The organism is Rhodoferax sp. LB1P47 (assembly GCF_056521445.1).
The window spans coordinates 734,143-753,899 of the sequence record NZ_JBWMAU010000001.1; the positions used below are offsets into that span (position 1 = coordinate 734,143).

General features: G+C 62.4%; 22 protein-coding genes, 1 tRNA gene and 1 pseudogene. 10 read left to right on the forward strand and 14 right to left on the reverse strand.

The genetic code is table 11. The features are described 5' to 3' along the window. The first annotated feature begins 113 nt into the window (after positions 1-113). On the forward strand, positions 114-767 hold the full coding sequence (locus AC0969_RS03450) for a glycine zipper 2TM domain-containing protein (protein ID WP_479622723.1): 654 nt from the start codon (positions 114-116) through the stop codon (positions 765-767). A 136-nt stretch (positions 768-903) separates the two neighbouring features. On the opposite strand, the gene AC0969_RS03455 is transcribed toward AC0969_RS03450, so the two are convergent. From AC0969_RS03455 to dusB, 5 genes are read right to left on the reverse strand one after another with little or no spacing between them, the layout of a single operon-like run. Beyond that, positions 904-1,194 (reverse strand): putative quinol monooxygenase, encoded by a 291-nt coding sequence (locus AC0969_RS03455; RefSeq protein WP_479622724.1) that lies wholly within the window; start codon positions 1,192-1,194, stop codon positions 904-906. A 24-nt stretch (positions 1,195-1,218) separates the two neighbouring features. Continuing rightward, positions 1,219-1,533 (reverse strand): c-type cytochrome, encoded by a 315-nt coding sequence (locus AC0969_RS03460; RefSeq protein WP_479622725.1) that lies wholly within the window; start codon positions 1,531-1,533, stop codon positions 1,219-1,221. Between the two features lie 4 nt (positions 1,534-1,537). Further along, positions 1,538-3,115, reverse strand: coding sequence for a bifunctional phosphoribosylaminoimidazolecarboxamide formyltransferase/IMP cyclohydrolase (gene purH, locus AC0969_RS03465; RefSeq protein ID WP_479622726.1), 1,578 nt, complete (start codon positions 3,113-3,115; stop codon positions 1,538-1,540). A 49-nt stretch (positions 3,116-3,164) separates the two neighbouring features. Further along, on the reverse strand, positions 3,165-3,401 hold the full coding sequence (locus AC0969_RS03470) for a Fis family transcriptional regulator (protein WP_315182599.1): 237 nt from the start codon (positions 3,399-3,401) through the stop codon (positions 3,165-3,167). Then, positions 3,398-4,447 (reverse strand): tRNA dihydrouridine synthase DusB, encoded by a 1,050-nt coding sequence (gene dusB, locus AC0969_RS03475; protein WP_479622727.1) that lies wholly within the window; start codon positions 4,445-4,447, stop codon positions 3,398-3,400. The genes AC0969_RS03470 and dusB overlap by 4 nt, the downstream gene beginning before the upstream one ends. A 166-nt stretch (positions 4,448-4,613) precedes the next feature. On the opposite strand from dusB, the gene AC0969_RS03480 reads away from it, so the two are divergent. Then, positions 4,614-5,141, forward strand: a complete 528-nt coding sequence (locus AC0969_RS03480) for a septal ring lytic transglycosylase RlpA family protein (protein WP_479622728.1) — start codon at positions 4,614-4,616, stop codon at positions 5,139-5,141. An 84-nt stretch (positions 5,142-5,225) separates the two neighbouring features. Here AC0969_RS03480 and aceA read toward each other — a convergent pair whose 3' ends face one another. After that, complete coding sequence (gene aceA, locus AC0969_RS03485) at positions 5,226-6,545, reverse strand: isocitrate lyase (RefSeq protein ID WP_479622729.1); 1,320 nt, start codon at positions 6,543-6,545, stop codon at positions 5,226-5,228. 314 nt (positions 6,546-6,859) lie between these two features. Here aceA and AC0969_RS03490 point away from each other — a divergent pair, with 314 nt between their 5' ends. After that, positions 6,860-7,339, forward strand: coding sequence for a YqaA family protein (locus AC0969_RS03490; RefSeq protein ID WP_479622730.1), 480 nt, complete (start codon positions 6,860-6,862; stop codon positions 7,337-7,339). Here the strand turns inward: AC0969_RS03490 and AC0969_RS03495 are convergent. The 8 genes and pseudogenes from AC0969_RS03495 to AC0969_RS03530 form a co-directional block, all read right to left on the reverse strand. Continuing rightward, on the reverse strand, positions 7,336-8,088 hold the full coding sequence (locus AC0969_RS03495) for an RNA pseudouridine synthase (RefSeq protein WP_479622731.1): 753 nt from the start codon (positions 8,086-8,088) through the stop codon (positions 7,336-7,338). The two genes, AC0969_RS03490 and AC0969_RS03495, sit on opposite strands and share 4 nt — an antisense overlap. A 73-nt stretch (positions 8,089-8,161) precedes the next feature. After that, a complete protein-coding gene (ychF, locus tag AC0969_RS03500; protein WP_479622732.1) occupies positions 8,162-9,247 on the reverse strand; it encodes a redox-regulated ATPase YchF in 1,086 nt (361 codons plus the stop codon). Between the two features lie 215 nt (positions 9,248-9,462). Continuing rightward, positions 9,463-9,687 (reverse strand): annotated as a pseudogene (locus AC0969_RS03505) (type I restriction enzyme endonuclease domain-containing protein); the annotation flags it as partial. Continuing rightward, a complete protein-coding gene (locus AC0969_RS03510; protein WP_479622733.1) occupies positions 9,683-9,982 on the reverse strand; it encodes a hypothetical protein in 300 nt (99 codons plus the stop codon). The pseudogene AC0969_RS03505 and the gene AC0969_RS03510, both read right to left, overlap by 5 nt. Further along, entirely contained in the window at positions 9,979-10,347 is a 369-nt protein-coding gene (locus tag AC0969_RS03515) for a nucleotidyltransferase domain-containing protein (RefSeq protein ID WP_479622734.1), read from the reverse strand. Before AC0969_RS03515 ends, AC0969_RS03510 begins: the two co-directional genes overlap by 4 nt. Further along, a complete protein-coding gene (locus AC0969_RS03520) occupies positions 10,334-10,765 on the reverse strand; it encodes a nucleotidyltransferase substrate binding protein (RefSeq protein WP_479622735.1) in 432 nt (143 codons plus the stop codon). The genes AC0969_RS03515 and AC0969_RS03520 overlap by 14 nt, the downstream gene beginning before the upstream one ends. Positions 10,766-10,789: 24 nt before the next feature. Then, complete coding sequence (locus AC0969_RS03525; RefSeq protein ID WP_479622833.1) at positions 10,790-12,385, reverse strand: type I restriction-modification system subunit M; 1,596 nt, start codon at positions 12,383-12,385, stop codon at positions 10,790-10,792. 4 nt (positions 12,386-12,389) lie between these two features. Further along, positions 12,390-13,241, reverse strand: coding sequence for an MOSC domain-containing protein (locus AC0969_RS03530; RefSeq protein WP_479622736.1), 852 nt, complete (start codon positions 13,239-13,241; stop codon positions 12,390-12,392). Positions 13,242-13,295: 54 nt separating this feature from the next. On the opposite strand from AC0969_RS03530, the gene AC0969_RS03535 reads away from it, so the two are divergent. The 7 genes from AC0969_RS03535 (at position 13,296) to AC0969_RS03565 (ending at position 19,732) form a co-directional block, all read left to right on the forward strand. Beyond that, on the forward strand, positions 13,296-14,423 hold the full coding sequence (locus AC0969_RS03535) for an FAD-dependent monooxygenase (protein WP_479622737.1): 1,128 nt from the start codon (positions 13,296-13,298) through the stop codon (positions 14,421-14,423). Between the two features lies 1 nt (position 14,424). Next, positions 14,425-15,141, forward strand: a complete 717-nt coding sequence (locus AC0969_RS03540) for a DsbC family protein (protein WP_479622738.1) — start codon at positions 14,425-14,427, stop codon at positions 15,139-15,141. A 52-nt stretch (positions 15,142-15,193) separates the two neighbouring features. After that, on the forward strand, positions 15,194-15,643 hold the full coding sequence (locus AC0969_RS03545; protein ID WP_479622739.1) for a DUF3429 domain-containing protein: 450 nt from the start codon (positions 15,194-15,196) through the stop codon (positions 15,641-15,643). 24 nt (positions 15,644-15,667) lie between these two features. Then, entirely contained in the window at positions 15,668-17,476 is a 1,809-nt protein-coding gene (locus AC0969_RS03550; protein WP_479622740.1) for a M61 family metallopeptidase, read from the forward strand. Between the two features lie 82 nt (positions 17,477-17,558). Next, entirely contained in the window at positions 17,559-18,338 is a 780-nt protein-coding gene (locus tag AC0969_RS03555; protein ID WP_479622741.1) for an enoyl-CoA hydratase, read from the forward strand. 36 nt (positions 18,339-18,374) lie between these two features. Beyond that, positions 18,375-18,451, forward strand: a tRNA-Met gene (locus AC0969_RS03560). 81 nt (positions 18,452-18,532) lie between these two features. Further along, complete coding sequence (locus AC0969_RS03565) at positions 18,533-19,732, forward strand: multidrug effflux MFS transporter (protein WP_479622742.1); 1,200 nt, start codon at positions 18,533-18,535, stop codon at positions 19,730-19,732. The last annotated feature ends 25 nt before the right edge of the window (positions 19,733-19,757 follow it).

The following is a 19,757-nucleotide window of genomic DNA, read 5'->3' on the forward strand; positions in this document are numbered from 1 at the left end:
GCATATTCAATATGCGCCAGAGGCCAATTTAATGCTTAAAAATGGGCGGGTAAATTGAAAATGCGCGGTAAAGCCTGTAACCGCCGGGGGCTGGCAGGCGTTTAATCCACACCATGCAAAAGATTCTCATCCTCAGCGCCCTGACCCTGGTGTCGGGCTTGGCCACCGCCCAGGAAACTGGGCGGGTGATTTCATCCACCCCCATCCTCCAGCAGGTCAGCGTGCCGCGCCAGGTGTGCAGCCAGCAGCAGGTGGCGGTGGAGTCGCCGCGTTCCGGGGCAGGTGCACTGATGGGCGGCATTGCCGGTGGCGCGATGGGCAACGCGATTGGCGGCGGCAGTGGCCGCGCAGCCGCCACCATGCTGGGCGTTTTGGGCGGCGCGATTCTGGGCAACAACATCGAAGGCCCCGGCCAAACCCAGCTGCAAACCGTCCAAAATTGCAGCACCCAAACCTTTTTCGAGACCCGCAACGCAGGCTACACCGTGGTCTATGAATACGCGGGCAGGCAGTACACCACCACCCTGGCCGTTGATCCCGGTGCAAGCATTGCGCTACAAGTCAGCCCCTTGGGCTACAGCACCATGCCTCCCGTGCGTGCGCCCGTGCAGCAGCAGGTCATCTCGGGCGACTACTACCAACCCGAACCGGCCTACACCGTGGCCGCCCCGGTGGTCGTGCAGGCGGAGCCCTACTACCGGGCACCGGTGCCAATTGGTGTGGAATTGAACTTCGGCTACCAGCGCGGCTACGGCCACTGGCGCTGATATAGCCCCCCTCAAAAAAAGACCGCACTGGGCGGTCTTTTTTTTATCCATTCACTCCCAAAAACGTAGCAGCCTACGCCGAATAAATAAGGGCCAAGGGCATTTTTCGCTTAGAAATGCGGCCCCGCAGGCGGGTTCACGCCACTTGCCGCATCTGCAAAATTTCGAAGTCGCCAATCCATTCGCCTGCCTGTGCGCGGAAGGCGGCGCTGTGGGCACCGGCGATATGGTTTTCCCAAGCGTTGCGGTCGGCCCAGCGTTCATAAAACAGCACCTTGCCGGGCTGGGTGAGGTCTTCGTGCAGCTCGTAGGCAATGCAACCGGGCTGCTGGAGCGACAGCGCGACCAGGGCAGTTTGTGCGGCGACCAAGGCGGCTTCAAAACCGGGCTTGGCCTGGGCGCGGGCGATGATGATGAGATCGGGCATGGGGAGTCTCCGGGGATGAAAGGCTTAGGGTTGGGACAGCACCCAGCGGGCCAGCGCCAGTGCTTCGGCTTCCGTGAGTTGCGGATGCCGGGGCATGATGACACGGCCCCAGGCCCCCACGCTGCCGTTGCGTATCTTGCCCGCCAGTCGCAGCGGGGCATCGGCATCGCTCCGGTAGCGCGCAGCAATTTGGGCGAAACCGGGGCCGATCTGCTTGTGAACCATGCCGTGGCAGGCCATGCAACCGGATTTTTGGGCCAGCTCCTGCGGGTTGACCACCTGGGCTGCGGCCAACCCGCTGACCAGCAGCAAAGCGAGACTGGCAGCGACCCGCAACATCGTTTTAGTGGCGGAAGTGGCGCACGCCGGTCAACACCATCGCCACACCACGCTCGTTGGCGGCGGCAATCACTTCTTCGTCGCGCATCGAACCACCGGGCTGGATGACGCAGGTGGCGCCTGCATCCACCACCACGTCCAGGCCGTCGCGGAACGGGAAGAAGGCATCGCTGGCCACCGCCGTGCCGGCCAATGCCAGACCGGCATGGCCGGCCTTGATGCTGGCGATGCGGGCGGAGTCCAGGCGGCTCATCTGGCCTGCGCCCACGCCCATGGTCATGCCGTCCTTGCAGAAGACGATGGCGTTGCTCTTGACGAACTTGGCGACCTTCCAGGCGAACAGCAGGTCTTCCAATTGCTGCGGCGTGGGTTGCAGGGTGGTGACGACCTTCAGGTCGGCCAGCACCAGCTCGTGGTTGTCGGCGGTTTGCATCAGCAGACCGGAGCCAATGCGCTTGATGTCCATGGCGTTCTGGCCCTTGTCCCAGGCGGTCGCGCCACCTGGGGGCAAGGCAATTTCCAGAATCCGCACGTTGACCTTGGACTTGAACACTTCCAGCGCTTCGGCGGTGTAGCCGGGGGCCATCAGCACTTCAACAAATTGCTTCGAAATTTGTAGCGCAGCGTCCTTATCCAACGTGCGGTTGAGGGCAATAATGCCACCAAAAGCGGAAGTGGGGTCGGTTTGGAATGCTTTGCTGTAAGCCTCCAGGCCGCTCAAACCCACGGCCACGCCGCAGGGGTTGGCGTGCTTGACGATCACACACGCGGGCACGTCGAAGCTCTTCACGCATTCCCAGGCCGCGTCGGCATCGGCGATGTTGTTGTAGCTGAGTTCTTTGCCTTGCAACTGCTTGGCGGTAACCAGCGAGCCGGGCGCCGGGTGCAGGTCGCGGTAGAAGGCGGCTTGCTGGTGTGGGTTTTCGCCGTAGCGCAGGTCTTGCAGCTTGACGAAGCGGCCATTGGTTTGCGCGGGAAACTGGGCGTGGCTGCCGTCCTCAACGATGCTGGACAGGTAGTCGCTGATGGCACCGTCGTACTGGCTGATGCGGTTGAACGCGGCCACAGACAGGGCGAACTTGGTCTTGTGGCTCACGCTGCCGGTGGCTTGCAGCTCGGCCAGCACGGTGGCGTACTGGCTGGCATCGGTCAGCACGGCCACGTCTTTCCAGTTCTTGGCGGCGCTGCGCACCATGGCGGGGCCGCCGATGTCGATGTTCTCAATAGCGTCTTCCAGCGTGCAGCCGGGCTTGGCGACGGTGGCTTCAAACGGGTAGAGGTTGACCACCAGCAGGTCGATGGTGGCGATGTCGTGCGTCTCCAAAGCCGCCATGTGCTCGGGGAAGTCGCGGCGCGCCAACAGGCCGCCGTGGACCTTGGGGTGCAGGGTTTTGACGCGGCCATCCAGCATTTCGGGGAAGCCGGTGTGATCCGCCACTTCGGTGACGGGCAGGCCGTTGTCGGCCAGCAGCTTGGCGGTGCCGCCGGTGGACAGCAGGCCAAAGCCCAGGGCGTGCAGGGACTGGGCGAGTTCCAAAACACCGGTTTTGTCGGAGACGGAGAGAAGTGCGTTCATGGGCATCGGGGGATCGGGGGGAGGTTAAAAATCGTTATGAACAAGCCGTGGCGGCTTATTCCATCAAATGGTGTTCGAGCAGCTTTTTGCGCAGGGTGTTGCGGTTCAAGCCCAGCCAGGCGGCGGCGCGGGACTGGTTGTGGTCGGCCTGGGCCATGACCACTTCGAGCAGCGGTTTTTCCACCACCCGCACCATCATGTCGTACATGCCTGCGGGGTCGATGCCGTCCAGGTCTTTGAAATAGCTTTCCAGACTGGCGCGCACGCACTCGTCGATACTTTTTTGGCTCACGCGGCGCTCTCCAGATGCAGGTTGTGTTCTTGATGGGCTTGGCTATCGGCTGCGGGCATGCGGTCCATGCGGCTGGCCATCTCAGTAAAAAATGCGTCCACCGCCGCCCATTGCTGCTGCGGGTCTTCCAGCAAATTCATGCGGGTACGAAAGGCCTCGCCACCAGGCAGGGTTTTGACATACCAGCCAATGTGCTTGCGGGCGGTGCGCACGCCGGTGTACTCGCCGTACAGGCTGTAGTGGTCTTGCAGGTGGTCCAGCAGCAGGCGCTGGACCTCATTCACCAGGGGCGGGGCCAGGTAGGTGCCGGTGTCCAGAAAGTGCGCCACTTCACGGAATATCCACGGGCGGCCCTGGGCGGCGCGGCCAATCATCACTGCATCGGCCCCGGTGGCGGCCAGCACGTCGCGCACTTTCTCGGGGGTGGTCATGTCGCCATTGGCCACCACCGGCACGCGCACAGCAGCTTTGACGGCGGCGATGGTGTCGTATTCGGCGTGGCCGGTGTAGCCCTGCTCGCGGGTGCGGCCGTGCACGGTCAGCATCTGGATACCGGCCTGCTCGAACTGGCGTGCCAGCGACACAGCATTCTTGTTCGCCTGGCTCCAGCCAGTGCGCATCTTCAGGGTGACGGGCACGTTGTGTGGGGCGCAAGCGGCCACCACGGCTTCGACAATGGCCAGGGCCAGCGGCTCGTCTTGCATCAGCGCCGAACCGGCCCATTTGTTGCACACCTTCTTGGCTGGGCAGCCCATATTGATGTCGATGATTTGCGCGCCATTGGCGATGTTGTAGGCTGCGGCCTCGGCCATCATCTCGGCGTCCGTCCCGGCGATTTGCACCGCGATGGGGGCGACTTCGCCGTCGTGGTTGGCACGGCGCGAGGTTTTCAGCGTGGCCCACAGGTCACGCCGCGAGGTGACCATTTCGCTCACCGCATAGCCCGCCCCCAGTGATTTGCACAAACGCCGAAACGGCCGGTCCGTCACGCCAGCCATGGGCGCAACAAACAGACGATTCGCTAAAGCGTAGGGGCCAATGTGCATGGGAATAGGAACCGGCGCCGGTGGGGCGCCAATGAAATACGGGGAAAATTTTGGGAGGAAAGGCATTCTAACTGCCCAAATTTTCAGCAATTGAAATCTCACACTTGCTTACAGCAGGCCTGGTGGCAGTGGTGGGCAGTGGGTGGACAGGCACTAACATGCCGCGATGTTTGAAAAGTCTCCTGTTGTATTCGCCTTGCTGCTGGGTGCTTGGGTGTGCGGGCTGGCATCTGTACACGCCCAAACCCACCCCTCTGACGCGCCAGATAGCGAGGCCCCGCCTGCGGAGGCCATCCGAGCCTCCCCCGCCGAGTTTTGGGCCACCGATCTGGGTGAGGGCACCGGCCAACGGGGTAAAGCCAGCTGGTACGGCCCGCGCTTCCACGGCAAACGCACCGCCTCGGGTGAGATGTTCAAAATGCACGAGCTGACCGCCGCGCACCGCACTTTGCCGCTGCTGAGCTACGCCAAAGTCACCTACCTGCGCAACGGCAAAGCCGTCATCGTGCGCATCAACGACCGGGGCCCGCACATCCTGACTCGCCGCATCATCGACCTGAGCCGCGCCGCTGCTGCGGAGCTAGGTTTGATTGACCAGGGCACCGGCGACGTGCTGGTGGAACGCGTGGTGGCGCGCCAAGACGAGGATGCAGCACCGCCCCGGCTGCGCCTGCCTTTGCTATTAAATAAGTAGCTACAAATGCAAACAGCCTGCGCGGTGGCAGGCTATTTAGCTACAAACCCAGCCGCAAACACGCTGGGGCGGAGTCACCCGTCCTTAGTGGAACTGTTCTTCTTCGGTAGAACCGGTGAGTGCCGTCACGCTGGACTTGCCGCCCTGGATCACGGTGGTCACTTCGTCGAAGTAACCGGTGCCGACTTCCTGCTGGTGCGACACGAAGGTGTAACCCCGGTCACGGGCGGCGAACTCGGGCTCTTGCACCTTCTCGACATAGGCCGACATGCCGCGCTTCACGTAGTCTTGCGCCAAGTCGAACATGTTGTACCACATGGAATGGATACCGGCCAAGGTGATGAACTGGTACTTGTAACCCATGGCGCCCAGCTCGCGCTGGAACTTGGCGATGGTCGCGTCGTCCAGGTTTTTCTTCCAGTTGAAGGACGGCGAGCAGTTGTAGGCCAACATCTTGCCGGGGTGGACCGCATGCACTGCGTCGGCAAACTTTTTGGCAAATTCCAGGTCCGGCGTGCCGGTTTCGCACCACACCAAGTCGGCGTAATGGGCGTAGGCAATGGCGCGGCTGATGGCCTGGTCGATGCCCTTATTGGTCTTGTAGAAGCCCTCAGACGTGCGCTCACCGGTGATGAACGGCTTGTCGTTTTCGTCATAGTCGCTGGTCAGCAGATCGGCGGCTTCGGCATCGGTGCGGGCAATCACCAGGGTGGGCACGCCGCACACATCGGCGGCCATGCGGGCAGCGATGAGCTTCTGGCAGGCTTCCACCGTCGGCACCAGCACTTTGCCGCCCATGTGGCCGCACTTCTTGACGGATGCCAATTGGTCTTCCCAATGCACGCCAGCCGCACCGGAGTTGATCATGGCCTTCATCAACTCGAACGCATTCAGCACGCCGCCGAAACCGGCTTCGGCATCGGCCACGATGGGCGCGAAGTTGTCGATGTAGCCAGCGTCGCCCGCGTCAATGCCCTTGGAGTGCTGGATTTCATCGGCACGGCGGAAGGTGTTGTTGATGCGCTCAACCACCTTTGGCACCGAATCCACGGGGTACAGCGACTGGTCGGGGTACATGGCGGCGTAGCCGTTGTTGTCTGCCGCGACTTGCCAGCCGGACAGGTAAATCGCCTTCACGCCGGCCTTGACTTGCTGCATGGCCTGGCCACCGGTCAATGCGCCCAGGCAGTTGACGTACGCCTCGGTATGCAACAGATCCCAGAGCTTTTCGGCGCCACGGCGGGCCAGCGTGTGCTCGATGGGGAAAGAGCCGCGCAGACGCACGACTTCGGCCGCCGTGTAACCCCGCTTGATGCCCTTCCAACGGGGGTTGGTGTCCCAGTCTTTTTGCAGAGCGGCAGCTTGTTGGTCACGGCTGAGTTGTTCGGTGATGGATTGCGGCATAAAAACTCCAAGGTGGATGGATGAGCGAATGAAAGGGGTCTGCACTGCGTTATTTTGCGGTGCCGATGGAGAAATTCTAAGTCTGATACATGACAATTCCAACTCTTATGTCTTATATAAGATTAAAAATATCAACCAATAAAATCAACAACTTACAGTTAATTTTTCACAATACAAAAACAACTTTTGTAGTTTGGTAAAAATTATTGCAGTGCAACATAGGTGCTTTTCGCAGAGCGGTTTTTTGCTTCCACATTGTGAAAAATAGACGGCGCCGAACCAGGCTGCGGCACACGCGCCACTACACTTCTTGCATGGAATCCTGGATAGCCCACCTTCTCACCCTGTTGGCCCTGCCGCAATTCGGCCTGAGCACCGTATTTATCGTCTCGTTCATCTCGGCCACGTTGCTGCCGCTGGGCTCGGAGCCGGTGGTGTTTGGGCTGGTCAAGCTCAACCCCGGGCTGTTTTGGCCCGCCATACTGGTCGCCACCGCAGGCAACACCCTAGGCGGCGCGGTGGACTGGTGGATGGGTTTTGGCGCGCACCGGGTGGCGGACAAATACAGCCACTCCAAGCACCACACCCGCGTGCTGGATTGGCTGGAAAAGCTGGGGCCGAAAGCCTGTTTGTTGGCCTGGCTGCCGCTCGTGGGCGACCCGCTGTGCGCGGTGGCGGGCTGGCTTAAATTACCGTTTTGGCCCTGCCTGGGCTATATGGCGATAGGCAAGTTTTTGCGCTACGTGATGCTGACCGGGTCGCTGGTGTGGGCGTTCCCGGCAGGCTGGTTTTAAAACCGCTCGTGTTCGGCCAGATAGCGCCACTGGCCGATTGCCAAAGCCGTCATGGCCACACGGCCTACGCGGATGCGTTTCACGCTGCGGATCTGCAAACCCGCGCTTTCGCACAGGTAGTCAATCTGGCCGGGGCGCTCGCCTTTCAACGCAAAGCGTAGCCGGGTTTCCGTATCGGTATTGCTGCTGATACTGACCTTGGCGGGGGTCAAAATTTTCTCAACAAACTGCACCGGGTCGGCCAGTTTGCGCAGCATGCCGGGGGTGACATCGCCCGCCACCTCCACCATCACCTCGTGCTCGATCAGGTCGGCGTCTTCTTCCAGCTTGCGCACCACGCGGCCGTCCTGGGTGTAGACCACCAAGCCACTGGCGCGGCTGTCCATCGGCGTGGCCAGGCGCAACTGGGCGAAGTGCTTCTTTAATGTACGGATACCGGAGCGGTCGTCGGCAGCATGGTTCTCACGCGTCAGCAAGGTGAGCGCGGCCTGTGCTTTCGGGCCGGGGCCAGCGTCCAGCCCCGCCGTAAAGCCCACGGGCTTGTGCAACACCAGCGTCACCGTGGGCGACACCAGCAGGCTGGCATCCGAGTCCACGGTGATTTTTTGCGCGCCAACGCGGAACATCGGCGCGTCCACCACCTGCCCGTCCACCCGGACCCAGCCGCCCTCGATGTACTTCTCCGCCTCGCTACGGGAGCAGGACAGCTGTTCAGCGAGACGTTTGGCAAGGCGAACCGGTTCGGTCATGGATTATTTACTACAGTATTAATAGCTGCTTGCGCTGATGAAATAAGCGCTAGCGGCCTAAAAGGCTTAAAAATTAAGAGCTAAAAAGGAAGTTCATTACGTCGCCATCTTTGACCACGTATTCCTTGCCTTCTGCCCGCATCTTGCCCGCGTCCTTGGCGCCTTGCTCGCCCTTGAAGGCGATGAAGTCGTCAAACGCGATGGTCTGGGCGCGGATGTAGCCCTTCTCGAAATCGGTGTGGATCACGCCTGCCGCTTGCGGGCCGGTGTCGCCGACGTGGATGGTCCAGGCGCGCACTTCCTTGACACCGGCGGTGAAGTAGGTTTGCAAGCCCAGCAGGGTGTAGGCGGCGCGGATCAGACGGTTCAGGCCGGGCTCGGTCTGGCCCAGCTCGGCCAGGAACATGGCGCGGTCCTCGTCTTCCATCTCGGCCATTTCGGCTTCCATCTTGGCGCTGATAGCCACCACGGGCGCGTTTTGGGCATCGGCATAGGCCTTCAGGCGGTCGAGCATGGGGTTGTTCTCAAACCCGTCTTCGGCCACGTTGGCCACAAACATGGCGGGCTTGGCGGTGATCAGGAAGAATTGCTTGAGCAGCGGCAGCTCGTCCTTGCTGAAGTCCAGCGTGCGCACCGGCTTGGCTTCGTTCAGCGCGGCTTGGCACTTTTCCAGAATCGCCACCAGCTTGATGGACTCCTTGTCGCCCGAGCGGGCCAGCTTGGTCACGCGGTGCAGGGCTTTTTCTACGGCGGCCAGATCGGCCAGGCAGAGTTCGGTCTGGATCACTTCAATGTCAGAGATCGGATCGACCTTGCCCGACACGTGGATCACGTTGTCGTCTTCAAAGCAGCGCACCACATTGATGGTGGCATCGGTTTCGCGGATGTGCGCCAAAAACTTGTTGCCCAAGCCTTCGCCCGTGCTGGCCCCGGCCACCAAACCGGCGATATCGACAAATTCGACGATGGCGGTCTGGATGCGCTCGGGGTTGACGATGGCCGCCAGCTGTTGCAGCCGGGCGTCGGGCACTTCGACGATGCCGACATTCGGCTCGATGGTGCAGAAAGGATAGTTTTCCGCAGCAATGCCCGCCTTGGTCAAGGCGTTAAACAGGGTCGATTTACCGACATTGGGCAAGCCCACAATGCCACATTTCATGGGGAATCCTTAGGAATCAAATACTTTGCCGCCCATGCTTGCAGCATCTGGGCGCAAAGGGTAAAGAGGGGGATGGACAACCGCCGCGCTCGGCGGTGTCGTGGTCAACCCGCCATTGTAATGACCGCATTGAGAGGCCCATGCATCGCGGGTGGCCGCCCGCCCCTCACCCCAACCCTCTCCCCGAAGAGGCGAGGGGGCAAGACAGGGGCGGCCTAGGAGCCGCTCCAGTCGTCGCCCAGCACCTGCATCTGCTGCAAAACCAGCTCCACCGCGCTGTCTTGCAGGTCCGGCGGGTACTTGTATTTGCGCAGAATGCGCTTGACCATCAGCCGCAGCTTGGCGCGCACGCTTTCGCGCTCGGACCAGTCCACGCCGAGGTTCTGGCGCAGGTTCTCGGTCAGCTCGTGGGCGATCTTCTTCAGGGTTTCGTCGTCAAGATGGATCTTCATTTTCCGGTTCATCTGGCATATCCCACATCTCTCGATATGCGTGAATATGCCCAGCCGCGGCAACCGGGTCGATCGTGGAGTAGTAACGGCATAGGCGCTTGAAGACCTGCAGCATGTCTGGGTCGCAGCAAATGCCCAGCATGTGGTCGAGTTGGTGGTCGATGCGGTGGGTGTCGCGCTCGCCACGTTGGATGATGGCATCTACATCCATGTTCGCAGTTGAAATAGCTTGGCGAAACAGGGCAGTGAGCTGTAAGCCCAGGCTTTGCAAGGGTTCGGTCATGGCATCGACCCTGGTTCTGGGTGCTTCTGCGCCGTTCTGTGCCCAGCCTGCAACTCCACATAATCCGCCTCAATGTTGTCGTGAAACGCCACAGGCAGGCGGGACCACAGATGCACCTCCACCAGCATGGGCAAGGAGCTGTTTTGCAGGGCTTCTTTGAGTTCCAGCCAACCATCGACATCTTGCGTAAGGTCTGATGGGTGGCGCAACACCACATCCAGGTCGCTGCCTTCGTGTGCGCCGCCCTTCACGCGGCTGCCGTAGGCCCACACCTGGGCTTGTGGCACATGGGTTTGCAGCATCTTTTGCAATAGCTGCAAGTGCTGTGGCGCCAAGTGCAGCGCGGTGGCTTCACGCTGCGGCATCAAATACTTCCTGCAACTTCAGCGCCATCGCACGCACGTCCAAAAGGTAGGCGGGCAGCAGAACCAGCGTGTTGTTGGCAAAGCCCACGCCGTAGTCGTGCGCGGTGTTGTTGCGGTTGGCGCGGTAGGTTAGCCAACGCTCCACCGCCGCTTGGTCCAGCACACCATGTTTGCCGCTGTGGCGCAGCACGTCGTTGAAAACCAGGCTATCCACACTACGGGGGTTGCCACCAAACAATTTAAGCGCTTTGCGCAGCAGCTTGCCTGCGGTCTCCAACGACAGCTCAAAGCTTTTGATGGCGGCGTTGCGGTACAGGTCGTACATGACCTCATCCGCAGGCGGCGTTTTTTCTAGCGCAAGCAAGGCTTGCTCCAATGTGGCGGCGGTACGCAGCAGGTGTTCGACGTTCAAGCCCATCGGGTTTCTCCTTGTTCTGGCATCTTAGAAACCATACCCCAGCCCTCCCAGCTTCTGGCGAATCAACTGGTCCAGCTCCGCCCCCTTGGCCATTTGCTCGCCCAGTTTCTCGGTGAGCAGCTGCATCTTGGTCGCGAAGTCTGCGTCGTTGTCTTCCACCTCTTCCGCGCCCACGTAGCGGCCCGGGGTGAGTACGTGGCCGTGCTGGGCGATCTCGGCCAGTTTTACGCTGCGGCAGTAGCCGGGGATGTCTTGGTACGGGAGCGGGGAGCCCTCACCCCGGCCCTCTCCCGGGGGGAGAGGGAGTGGGGCGGGTTCACCACGCCAGGCGGCGACGGTGGCGGCGATGCGGTCGATGACCGCGTCGGTGAACTCGCTTTGCACGCGGCTGATCATGCTGGCGAGCTTGCGGGCGTCGATGAACAGCACCTCGCCCTTGCGCTGCTGCTTTTGCTTCACCAGAAACCACAGGCAGGCGGGGATTTGGGTGTTGAAGAACAGCTGGCCGGGCAAGGCGACCATGACTTCGACCACGTCGGCATCGACCATGGCGGCGCGGATCTCGCCCTCGCTGTTCTGGCTGCTGCTCATGCTGCCGTTGGCCAGCACGATGCCGGCGCGGCCCGTGGGCTTGAGGTGGTACAGCATGTGCTGCAGCCAGGCGTAGTTGGCGTTGCCGGCGGGCGGCTCGCCGTAGGCCCAGCGCGGGTCGCCGCTCAAGCTGGCGTGCCACCAGTCGCTGATGTTGAAGGGCGGGTTGGCCAGGATGAAGTCGGCGCGCAGGTCGCGGTGCTGGTTGCGGGTGAAACTGTCGCCGGGCTCTTTGCCCAGGTTGAAGTCGATGCCCCGAATGGCCAAATGCATGACGGCCAAGCGCCAAGTGGTGGGATTGGCATCTTGACCATAAATGGACAAAGCCCCCGAACTCCCGCCGTGCGATTGGGAATATTCCTGCGCTAGCGCCAGCGTGCTGGCAGCGCCGCAACAGGGGTCGTACATCTGCCCACGCACCGGGGCCAAGATCGACACCAGCAGCCAATCGACGCTGCGCGGCGTGTGATCGTCACCGCCGCGCTTGCCCTCGGCGCTGGCGAACATGCCCAGAAAGTACTCGTACACCTGGCCCAGGGTGTCGCGGGCCACGTCGGGGGTGTCGCCGAAGCCTATTGTTGAAACCAGATCGACCAGCTCGCCCAGCTTGCCGTCGGGCAGCTGGGCGCGGGCGTAGCGCTTGTCCAGGATGTTTTTGAGGCGCGGGTTTTCGGCCTCAATCAGGGTCAGCGCGTCGTCGATGTGTTTGCCGATTTCGGGCTGCTTGGCGGCGGCGCGCAGGGCTTCCCAACGGGCGGCTTCCGGCACCCAAAAGATGTTGGCCTCGGTGTAGTAGTCGCGGTCTTCCAGCTCGGCGGCTACGTCTTCGGTACTGGCCTGGCCGTAGAAGTATTCGTCGTCTGGGTCCACCAGGCGCAGGGCCAGGCTGGCGTTATGGGCGGCAAAGGTGTCGGAGATGTATTTGACGAAGATCAGGCCGAGCACCAGGTGCTTGTATTCGGCGGCGTCCATGTTGGCACGCAGCTTGTCGGCGGTGGCCCAGAGTGTTTTTTTGATGTCGCCCTGCATGCAGTCAGTCAAATTTGTAGTCGGCCGAGGCGCTTTGGCCCACGCGCAATTCACCGTCCACCCCGCCCAGCACGATGGCGTTCATGCCAAAGGCCACGGCCCCGCCGACCACGGCGGTTTGGCGGTAGGTTTGCAACATGTCGCCTACGGTGGGCGTGCTGATGGCGGTGAGCGGGTCGATGTTGGGAATCGGGCAGCGTGGGCAGGGTTTGACCATGCGAAGGCGCGCCTCGCCCTGTGCGGTGGTGATGAGCAATTCGTCCAGCCGGTCTTCGTCGTGGGCTTCGATACCGGCCAGCACGATGTTGGGGCGAAAGCGCTCCATCGCCACAGTGGCTTCCCCGGCGGCGGCCAGCTTGGCGTTCAGGCCATCCAGCGAGGCCTCGCTGGTGACCAGCACCGCAAAGCCGTCCGAGAACTGGTTCAGGCCCTGGTCATCGCCGGTCCACTGCGCGCTGGACAGGCGGTGGTGGTCGGGGTCAAAGCGCACCAGGCGCAGGCTTTGGCCCAAAAAATCGCTAAACCACTGCGCTGCCAAGTCGCCCATGTCGAAGGCGGGCACGGTGTCGCTCCATACTGTTGCCTGCACGGCGTGCTCTACTTTGTCTAGCTGCACGTGCAGATCCAGCATGCCTGGGGCCCGTAAAACCATCTCAAAGGTTTTGAGCTGGGGCTGGATGAGAGCCATGCGCGGCAGCGCGCGCTGGGTGACGAACTGGCCCTGCGCGTCCACCACCATCCAGGCGCGGTCGAACTCCAGGCCCGTCTCGGTCAAGGTCACATGGTCCAGCGCCACCCCGGCACAGGATTTGACGGGGTAGACGAACAGGCGGGTGATGGTGGCGCTCACGTCCATAGGGCGATTCCTCGGGCAAATTTGCGCATTGTGCCCCGCTCCTACAATCCCGGAATGGCCCAACCTTTTGACATTTGTATCCGTGGCGCTGGCATTGTCGGCCGCACTTTGGCGTTGTTGCTGGCACGCGACCGGCTCCGCGTGGCGCTGGTGGCCGACCCGGCCCACCCCCACCCTGCCGACGACGTGCGCGCCTACGCGCTGAACACGGCGTCGCACACGCTGCTCGACTCCCTGCGCTGCTGGCCGGATGCAGAGCACGCCACAGCGGTGCAGCAGATGCACGTGTGGGGTGACAAAGGCGGGGAAGTGACCTTCAACGCCAGCCAGCAGGGCGCGCCCGCGCTGGCCTGGATCGTGGATGTGCCCGCGCTGGAAGCCCGCCTAGGCGAGGCGGTGCGCTACCAGCCGATGATCGAGGTGGTGGAATCCCCGGTCAACGCCGCCCTGACGGTGGTCTGCGAAGGCAAAGCCAGCGCCACCCGGGCCGAGCTGGGCGTGGATTTCGACAGCATGCCCTACCACCAGCAGGCCATCGCCACCCGGCTGGTGTGCGAAAAGCCGCACGACCAAACGGCGCGGCAGTGGTTTGCCAACGGCGAGATCCTGGCTTTTTTGCCCTTGCAGGGCGCGGCGGGGAACTCTGTGGCCGTGGTGTGGTCTGTGCAAGAGGAGCGCGCAGCAGGGCTACTGGCCTTGTCGCCCGAAGATTTCTGCGCGGCTTTGCGCGCGGCCAGCCACGGCGCATTGGGCACCCTGGCGCTGGACGGCCCCCGGGCGGCCTGGCCGCTGCACAAGGCGCAAGCCAGCCGCTGGATTGGCCACAAGGACCAACGCGCCTGGGTATTGGCAGGCGATGCAGCCCACACCGTGCACCCGCTGGCAGGCCAGGGGCTGAATTTGGGCCTGGGCGATGCGGCCACGCTAGCGCAGGTGCTGCACGGGCGCGACTACTGGCGCAGCGTGGGCGATGTGAAGTTATTGCGCCAATACGAGCGGACGCGCAAAACAGCGCTGCTGGCCGTGGGCGGGGCGACGGATGGTTTGCAGCAGTTGTTTGCGCGCGGTGATGCCACCACGCAAGGGCTGCGCAACTGGGGTATGCAGGGGTTTGAGCGCAGCGGTTGGGTGAAAGCCTGGGTCGCGCGCCAGGCTATGGGTTTGGAAACAATCGGAAATTGACATGACATTTTTGAAATGGGCAGCCGCCACGGCCATCGCCATCGCCTGCTGGGGCGCACAAGCCCAAGAGGCCACCATCCGCAAGAACCTGGCCGAGCGGATTCCGCAAATGCCCAAGATCGAAGAAATCAGCAAAAGCGCGATGCCCGGCCTGTTTGAGCTGACGTTGGGCGGCGGTGACGTCATGTACACCGATGCCGAAGGCAACTTCCTGATCCAGGGCAACCTGATCGACACCAAGGCCCGCCGCAACCTGACCGAAGAGCGCGTCACCAAACTCAGCGCGGTGGACTTCGACAGCCTGCCCAGCAAGGACGCGGTCACCATCGTGCGCGGCAACGGCAAGCGCAAGATTGCGGTGTTTGAAGACCCCAACTGCGGCTACTGCAAGCGCTTCGAGAAAGATTTGCAAAAGCTGGACAACGTGACCATCACGCTCTACCTGTACCCCATCCTGAGCGCCGATTCCACCGAGAAATCGCGCAACATCTGGTGTGCCAAAGACAAGGCCAAAGCCTGGAACGACTGGATGCTGCGCAACCAAACGCCGGCCACCGCAGCCGCCAGTTGCGATGCGCCCGCGCTGGCCCGCAACGTCGAGTTTGGCAAAAAACACCGCATCACCGGCACGCCCACGCTGCTGTTTGCCGACGGTTCGCGCATCCCCGGCGCAATTCCGGTGGAGCAAATCGAAGCGCAGTTGGCCAAAATAAAATAAGCACCTTTTAGGCCTCTGGCGCATATAAATCATGCGCATGATGCTATTAAATATGAAGCAAAATATCTTCCACGACTTGGCGGCCGAGACACTGATACGCCGCCTGTCCTATCTGGGCCTGGTGCCTTTCGTGCTGCTGGCCGCGCTGATGTGGCTGGTGTCGGCCGACCTGCACCCCTTCATCGCCATCGCGCTGGTCAGCTATGCCGGGGCTATTGCCGCGTTTCTGGGCGGCATCCACTGGGGCATTGGCCTGCGGCCCAATGCACCGCATGCGGTGTGGCACATCGGCTGGGGCGTGATGCCCTCGCTGGTGGCCTGGGTGGCGGTGGTGATGCCGGCCTTTGCCGGCCTGCCGCTGCTGGGCCTGCTGTTGGTGGCCTGCTGCGTGGTAGACCATAAAACCTGGCCCCGCGCCGGGTTGGCCGCCTGGCTGCCGATGCGCCTGCACATCACCATCGTGGCCGTTATTTGCTGCCTTTTGGGCGCGGCAGGAACCTGATCGCGCTGGGGTATTCTTGGCAACATGCCCAACCCCATCCTCCCAGTCCTTCCTGTGCAATACCGCGTGGAGGTGGCCGACCTCCACGCCCACCTGTTCCGCGTCACGCTGACCATCGCCCAGCCCGCCGCCCTGCAACGCGTGTCGCTGCCGGTGTGGATTCCGGGCAGCTACCTGGTACGCGAATTCTCCAAAAACCTGCAACACCTGCACGCCCGCCAGGGCAAACGCGCCCTGCCCGTGCAGCAGCTGGACAAAAACACCTGGGAAGTCGCGGCCCAACCGGCCAAGCCGCTGGTGCTGGTCTGCGAGGTGTATGCCAATGACGCATCGGTGCGCACCGCCTGGCTGGATGCCACACGCGGTTTCTTCAACGGTACCAGCCTGTTTTTGCGGGTGCACGGGCAAGAAGACGTGGCGCACGGGTTGGAGCTGGTGGCGGCCAAGCCCATCGCGCACTGGTCGGTAGCCACCGGACTGACCGCAGCCAACGTAGATGCCGCAGGCTTTGGCCACTACCAGGCCGCCCGCTATGACGAACTGGTGGACTGCCCGGTGGAGCTGGGCACGTTCTGGAGCGGAGAATTCAAGGCCTGTGGCGTGCCACACCGCTTTGTGGTGGCGGGTGCGCCACCCGCGTTTGACGGCGCGCGGCTGCTGGCCGATACCAAGGCGATTTGCGAGGCCGAGATCCGCTTCTGGCATGGCGAGAAACGGGGCAGCAAACCGCCGCACAAAAATTACGTCTTCATGCTGAACGCGGTGGACGACGGCTACGGCGGGCTGGAGCACGGCAACTCCACCGTGCTGGTGTGCAACCGCCGCGACCTGCCACGCACGCCCGAGGTGGATGCCAAAAAAGCCCCCATCAAGCGCAGCGAGGGCTACACCACCCTGCTGGGCCTGATCAGCCACGAATACTTCCACACCTGGAACGTCAAGCGCCTGCGCCCGGCCGAATTTGCACGCTACGCTTTTGATGCCGAACAGTACACCCGGCTGCTGTGGTTCTTTGAAGGCTTCACCAGTTACTACGACGATTTACTGCTGCGCCGCGCGGGCTTGCTGGACAACGCCCACTACCTCAAGCTGCTGAACAAAACCATCAACCAGGTGCAGCAAACGCCTGGCCGCCGGGTGCAGTCCATCGCCCAGGCCAGCATGGATGCATGGGTCAAGTACTACCGGCAAGACGAAAACACCCCCAACGCCACCGTCAGCTACTACACCAAGGGCGCGCTGGTGGCCCTGTGCTTCGACCTGACCCTGCGCGGCGAGGGCCAGACCACACTGGACGAGGTGATGCGCACCCTGTGGCAGCGCTGCCAGGGCGGGCCGATGGCGGAGCAAGACTTCGCCGAAGTGCTGGCCGCGCTGGGCGGGCGCCGCTTTGAGGCCGAAATCGAGGCCTGGGTACACGGCACCGGCGAACTGCCTTTGCACGATCTGCTGGCCGGCCACGGCGTGGCGGTGCATGAAGACCCGGCCCAACTGGCCCAGCGCCTGGGCCTGCGCGTGCATGAGGCACAAGGCGTGCAGGTCAAGGTGGTGCTGCGCGGAGGTGCTGCCGAGCAGGCGGGTATGTCGGCGGGCGACGAATGGCTGGGCGTGGAAACCGCCGCCGGTGGCTGGCGCATGGCCAAGCTGGACGATCTGCTGCTCTATGCCGGCCCCGCCCGCCAGGTCACCGCCCTGGTGGCCCGCGACAAACGCCTGCTGCGCCTGCCGCTGTCCATCCCCAGCAGCGCCAGCACCACCACCTGGCGGCTGGCCACCGAGAACCCACGCGCCGTGACCGCCTGGCTAGAACCCGGCAAAGCATTATTTACATAAAAAGTGCCTCTGGCGCATATAAAACATGCGCCAAAAGCTATCAAAAATATAGCAAATTTATTTTTACATACAAGGACATTGAATGGACTACCAAGCAATCACCGTGCATACCGAAGCGGGCAAGGTCGGCATCGTCACCCTGAACCGTCCCAAGCAGCTCAACGCACTCAACGACCAACTGATGGACGAACTGGGCCATGCGCTCAAGGCGTTTGATGCCGACCCTGCGATTGGCTGCATGGTTGTCACCGGCAGCGAGAAAGCCTTTGCGGCGGGCGCAGACATCGCCGCCATGGCCGCCTACGACTTTGCCGACACTTTCAAAAACGACTTCGTGACCCGCAACTGGGAAACCCTGCGCAGCGTGCGCAAGCCGGTGATTGCCGCCGTGGCGGGCTTTGCTCTGGGCGGCGGCTGCGAGCTGGCGATGATGTGCGACTTCATCATCGCCGCAGACAACGCCAAGTTTGGCCAGCCCGAAATCAAGCTCGGCGTGATTCCCGGCGCGGGCGGCACCCAGCGCCTGCCGCGCGCCGTGGGCAAGTCCAAAGCGATGGACATGGCCCTCACCGGCCGGATGATGGATGCGACCGAGGCCGAGCGCGCCGGGCTGGTCAGCCGCGTGGTACCGCTGGACCAGCTGATGACCGAGGTGCTAGGCGCCGCCCTGATGATTTGCGACTACGGCCAACTGGCCGTGATGGCTACCAAGGAATCGGTCAACCGCGCCTTCGAGAGCAGCCTGAGCGAAGGCATCCTGTTCGAGCGCCGCCTGTTCCACGCCATGTTTTCCACCGCTGACAAACGCGAAGGCATGGACGCGTTTTTGAACAAGCGCAAAGCGGTTTTTACGCACCGTTAAAACCGGAGCAAAATCCGGCATATAATCTTGATCTTCGGTGATATAGCTCAGTTGGTTAGAGCGCAGCATTCATAATGCTGATGTCGGTGGTTCAAATCCACCTATCACCACCACATTTAAAACCCGCAGAGCACACGCTCTGCGGGTTTTTTCGTTTTTGGGTTTCCGTAAAAGTCTGACGAATAGGCCGCCTCATGCCATCGAACTTCTTCCGCACCGCACTGGTCCTGGGCTTGTTGTCCGCCATTGGGCCCTTCGCCATCGACATGTACCTGCCCGCCCTGCCCTCGATTGGCCAGAGTTTGGGGGCCTCTATGGCGGCGGTGCAGCTCAGTCTGATGGCGTTTTTTGTGTCTATGGGCATTGGGCAAATCATCTACGGCCCCGTGTCCGACATGGTGGGCCGCAAAGTGCCCTTGTACTTTGGCCTGCTGCTGTTTGCGGCGGGCAGCATCGGCTGCGCGCTGGCCCCCGACATCCACACCCTGGTGGTGTTGCGCTTTATCCAGGGCCTGGGTGCCTGCGCGGGCATGGTGATTCCACGCGCCATCGTGCGCGACCTGCACACCGGGCATGACGCGGCCCGGCTGATGTCGCTGCTGATGCTGGTATTCAGCGTGTCGCCCATCCTGGCACCGCTGGCGGGCAGCTTTTTGATCGAATGGTTTGGCTGGCGCAGCGTATTCTGGGCGGTCACCGTGGCGGCAGCCCTGGGCCTGGCCCTGCTGGCCACCAGCCTGCCCGAGACCCGGCCCGCATCCGAGCGCGCGCACAGCAGCGTGGGTAGCGCCCTGGCGGGCTACGCCACGCTGCTGCGCGACCGGCATTACCTGGGGCTGGTGCTGATTGGAGCCTTTGGCATGGCCAGCTTTTTTGCCTACCTGGCCAATTCGTCCTTCGTGATGATCGACCACTACGGACTGACGCCGCGCCAGTACAGCCTTACCTTCTCCGTCAACGCGGCAGCCTTTATCGGGGTGTCGCAGTTCACCGGCAAGCTGAGCCAGCGCTTTGGCCTGGTCAAGGTGGTGAACATCGCCGTGACCGGGTTTGCCACCGTGATGGCGGTGCTGCTGCTGGTGAACCTGGCTGGCGTGGACAGGCTGGACGTGCTGATCGCCCTGCTGTTCGTAGGCTTTGGCTTTTTGGGTCTGGTGGTCCCCACCACCGCCGTGCTGGCGCTAGAAGAGCACGGCGCGATTGCGGGCACCGCATCGGCCCTGATGGGCACCCTCCAGTTCGTGGTGGGCGCGCTGGTCATGGCCGTGGTGGGCCTGTTTGTGGATGGCAGCGCCCGGCCTATGGTGCTGGGCATTGCCGGGTCGGCCATCGCCGCGTGGCTGTGTGCGCGCATCACGCTGGGCACCGCACGTGCTGCCGTGCAGGTCGGCTAAATCCCCAAAGTGCTGCGCTAAACTG

What these genes read in the sequence shown, in the direction of transcription:
- aceA (WP_479622729.1), bottom strand. Translation starts at nt 6,545, where the DNA reads ATGCCGCAATCCATCACCGAACAACTCAGCCGTGACCAACAAGCTGCC.
- AC0969_RS03565 (WP_479622742.1), top strand. Translation starts at nt 18,533, where the DNA reads ATGCCATCGAACTTCTTCCGCACCGCACTGGTCCTGGGCTTGTTGTCC.
- AC0969_RS03555 (WP_479622741.1), top strand. Translation starts at nt 17,559, where the DNA reads ATGGACTACCAAGCAATCACCGTGCATACCGAAGCGGGCAAGGTCGGC.
- AC0969_RS03450 (WP_479622723.1), top strand. Translation starts at nt 114, where the DNA reads ATGCAAAAGATTCTCATCCTCAGCGCCCTGACCCTGGTGTCGGGCTTG.
- AC0969_RS03525 (WP_479622833.1), bottom strand. Translation starts at nt 12,385, where the DNA reads ATGCAGGGCGACATCAAAAAAACACTCTGGGCCACCGCCGACAAGCTG.
- AC0969_RS03535 (WP_479622737.1), top strand. Translation starts at nt 13,296, where the DNA reads ATGGCCCAACCTTTTGACATTTGTATCCGTGGCGCTGGCATTGTCGGC.
- AC0969_RS03530 (WP_479622736.1), bottom strand. Translation starts at nt 13,241, where the DNA reads ATGGACGTGAGCGCCACCATCACCCGCCTGTTCGTCTACCCCGTCAAA.
- AC0969_RS03515 (WP_479622734.1), bottom strand. Translation starts at nt 10,347, where the DNA reads ATGCCGCAGCGTGAAGCCACCGCGCTGCACTTGGCGCCACAGCACTTG.
- dusB (WP_479622727.1), bottom strand. Translation starts at nt 4,447, where the DNA reads ATGCACATTGGCCCCTACGCTTTAGCGAATCGTCTGTTTGTTGCGCCC.
- AC0969_RS03520 (WP_479622735.1), bottom strand. Translation starts at nt 10,765, where the DNA reads ATGGGCTTGAACGTCGAACACCTGCTGCGTACCGCCGCCACATTGGAG.
- AC0969_RS03455 (WP_479622724.1), bottom strand. Translation starts at nt 1,194, where the DNA reads ATGCCCGATCTCATCATCATCGCCCGCGCCCAGGCCAAGCCCGGTTTT.
- purH (WP_479622726.1), bottom strand. Translation starts at nt 3,115, where the DNA reads ATGCCCATGAACGCACTTCTCTCCGTCTCCGACAAAACCGGTGTTTTG.
- AC0969_RS03545 (WP_479622739.1), top strand. Translation starts at nt 15,194, where the DNA reads ATGAAGCAAAATATCTTCCACGACTTGGCGGCCGAGACACTGATACGC.
- ychF (WP_479622732.1), bottom strand. Translation starts at nt 9,247, where the DNA reads ATGAAATGTGGCATTGTGGGCTTGCCCAATGTCGGTAAATCGACCCTG.
- AC0969_RS03550 (WP_479622740.1), top strand. Translation starts at nt 15,668, where the DNA reads ATGCCCAACCCCATCCTCCCAGTCCTTCCTGTGCAATACCGCGTGGAG.
- AC0969_RS03480 (WP_479622728.1), top strand. Translation starts at nt 4,614, where the DNA reads ATGTTTGAAAAGTCTCCTGTTGTATTCGCCTTGCTGCTGGGTGCTTGG.
- AC0969_RS03510 (WP_479622733.1), bottom strand. Translation starts at nt 9,982, where the DNA reads ATGACCGAACCCTTGCAAAGCCTGGGCTTACAGCTCACTGCCCTGTTT.
- AC0969_RS03540 (WP_479622738.1), top strand. Translation starts at nt 14,425, where the DNA reads ATGACATTTTTGAAATGGGCAGCCGCCACGGCCATCGCCATCGCCTGC.
- AC0969_RS03490 (WP_479622730.1), top strand. Translation starts at nt 6,860, where the DNA reads ATGGAATCCTGGATAGCCCACCTTCTCACCCTGTTGGCCCTGCCGCAA.
- AC0969_RS03495 (WP_479622731.1), bottom strand. Translation starts at nt 8,088, where the DNA reads ATGACCGAACCGGTTCGCCTTGCCAAACGTCTCGCTGAACAGCTGTCC.
- AC0969_RS03460 (WP_479622725.1), bottom strand. Translation starts at nt 1,533, where the DNA reads ATGTTGCGGGTCGCTGCCAGTCTCGCTTTGCTGCTGGTCAGCGGGTTG.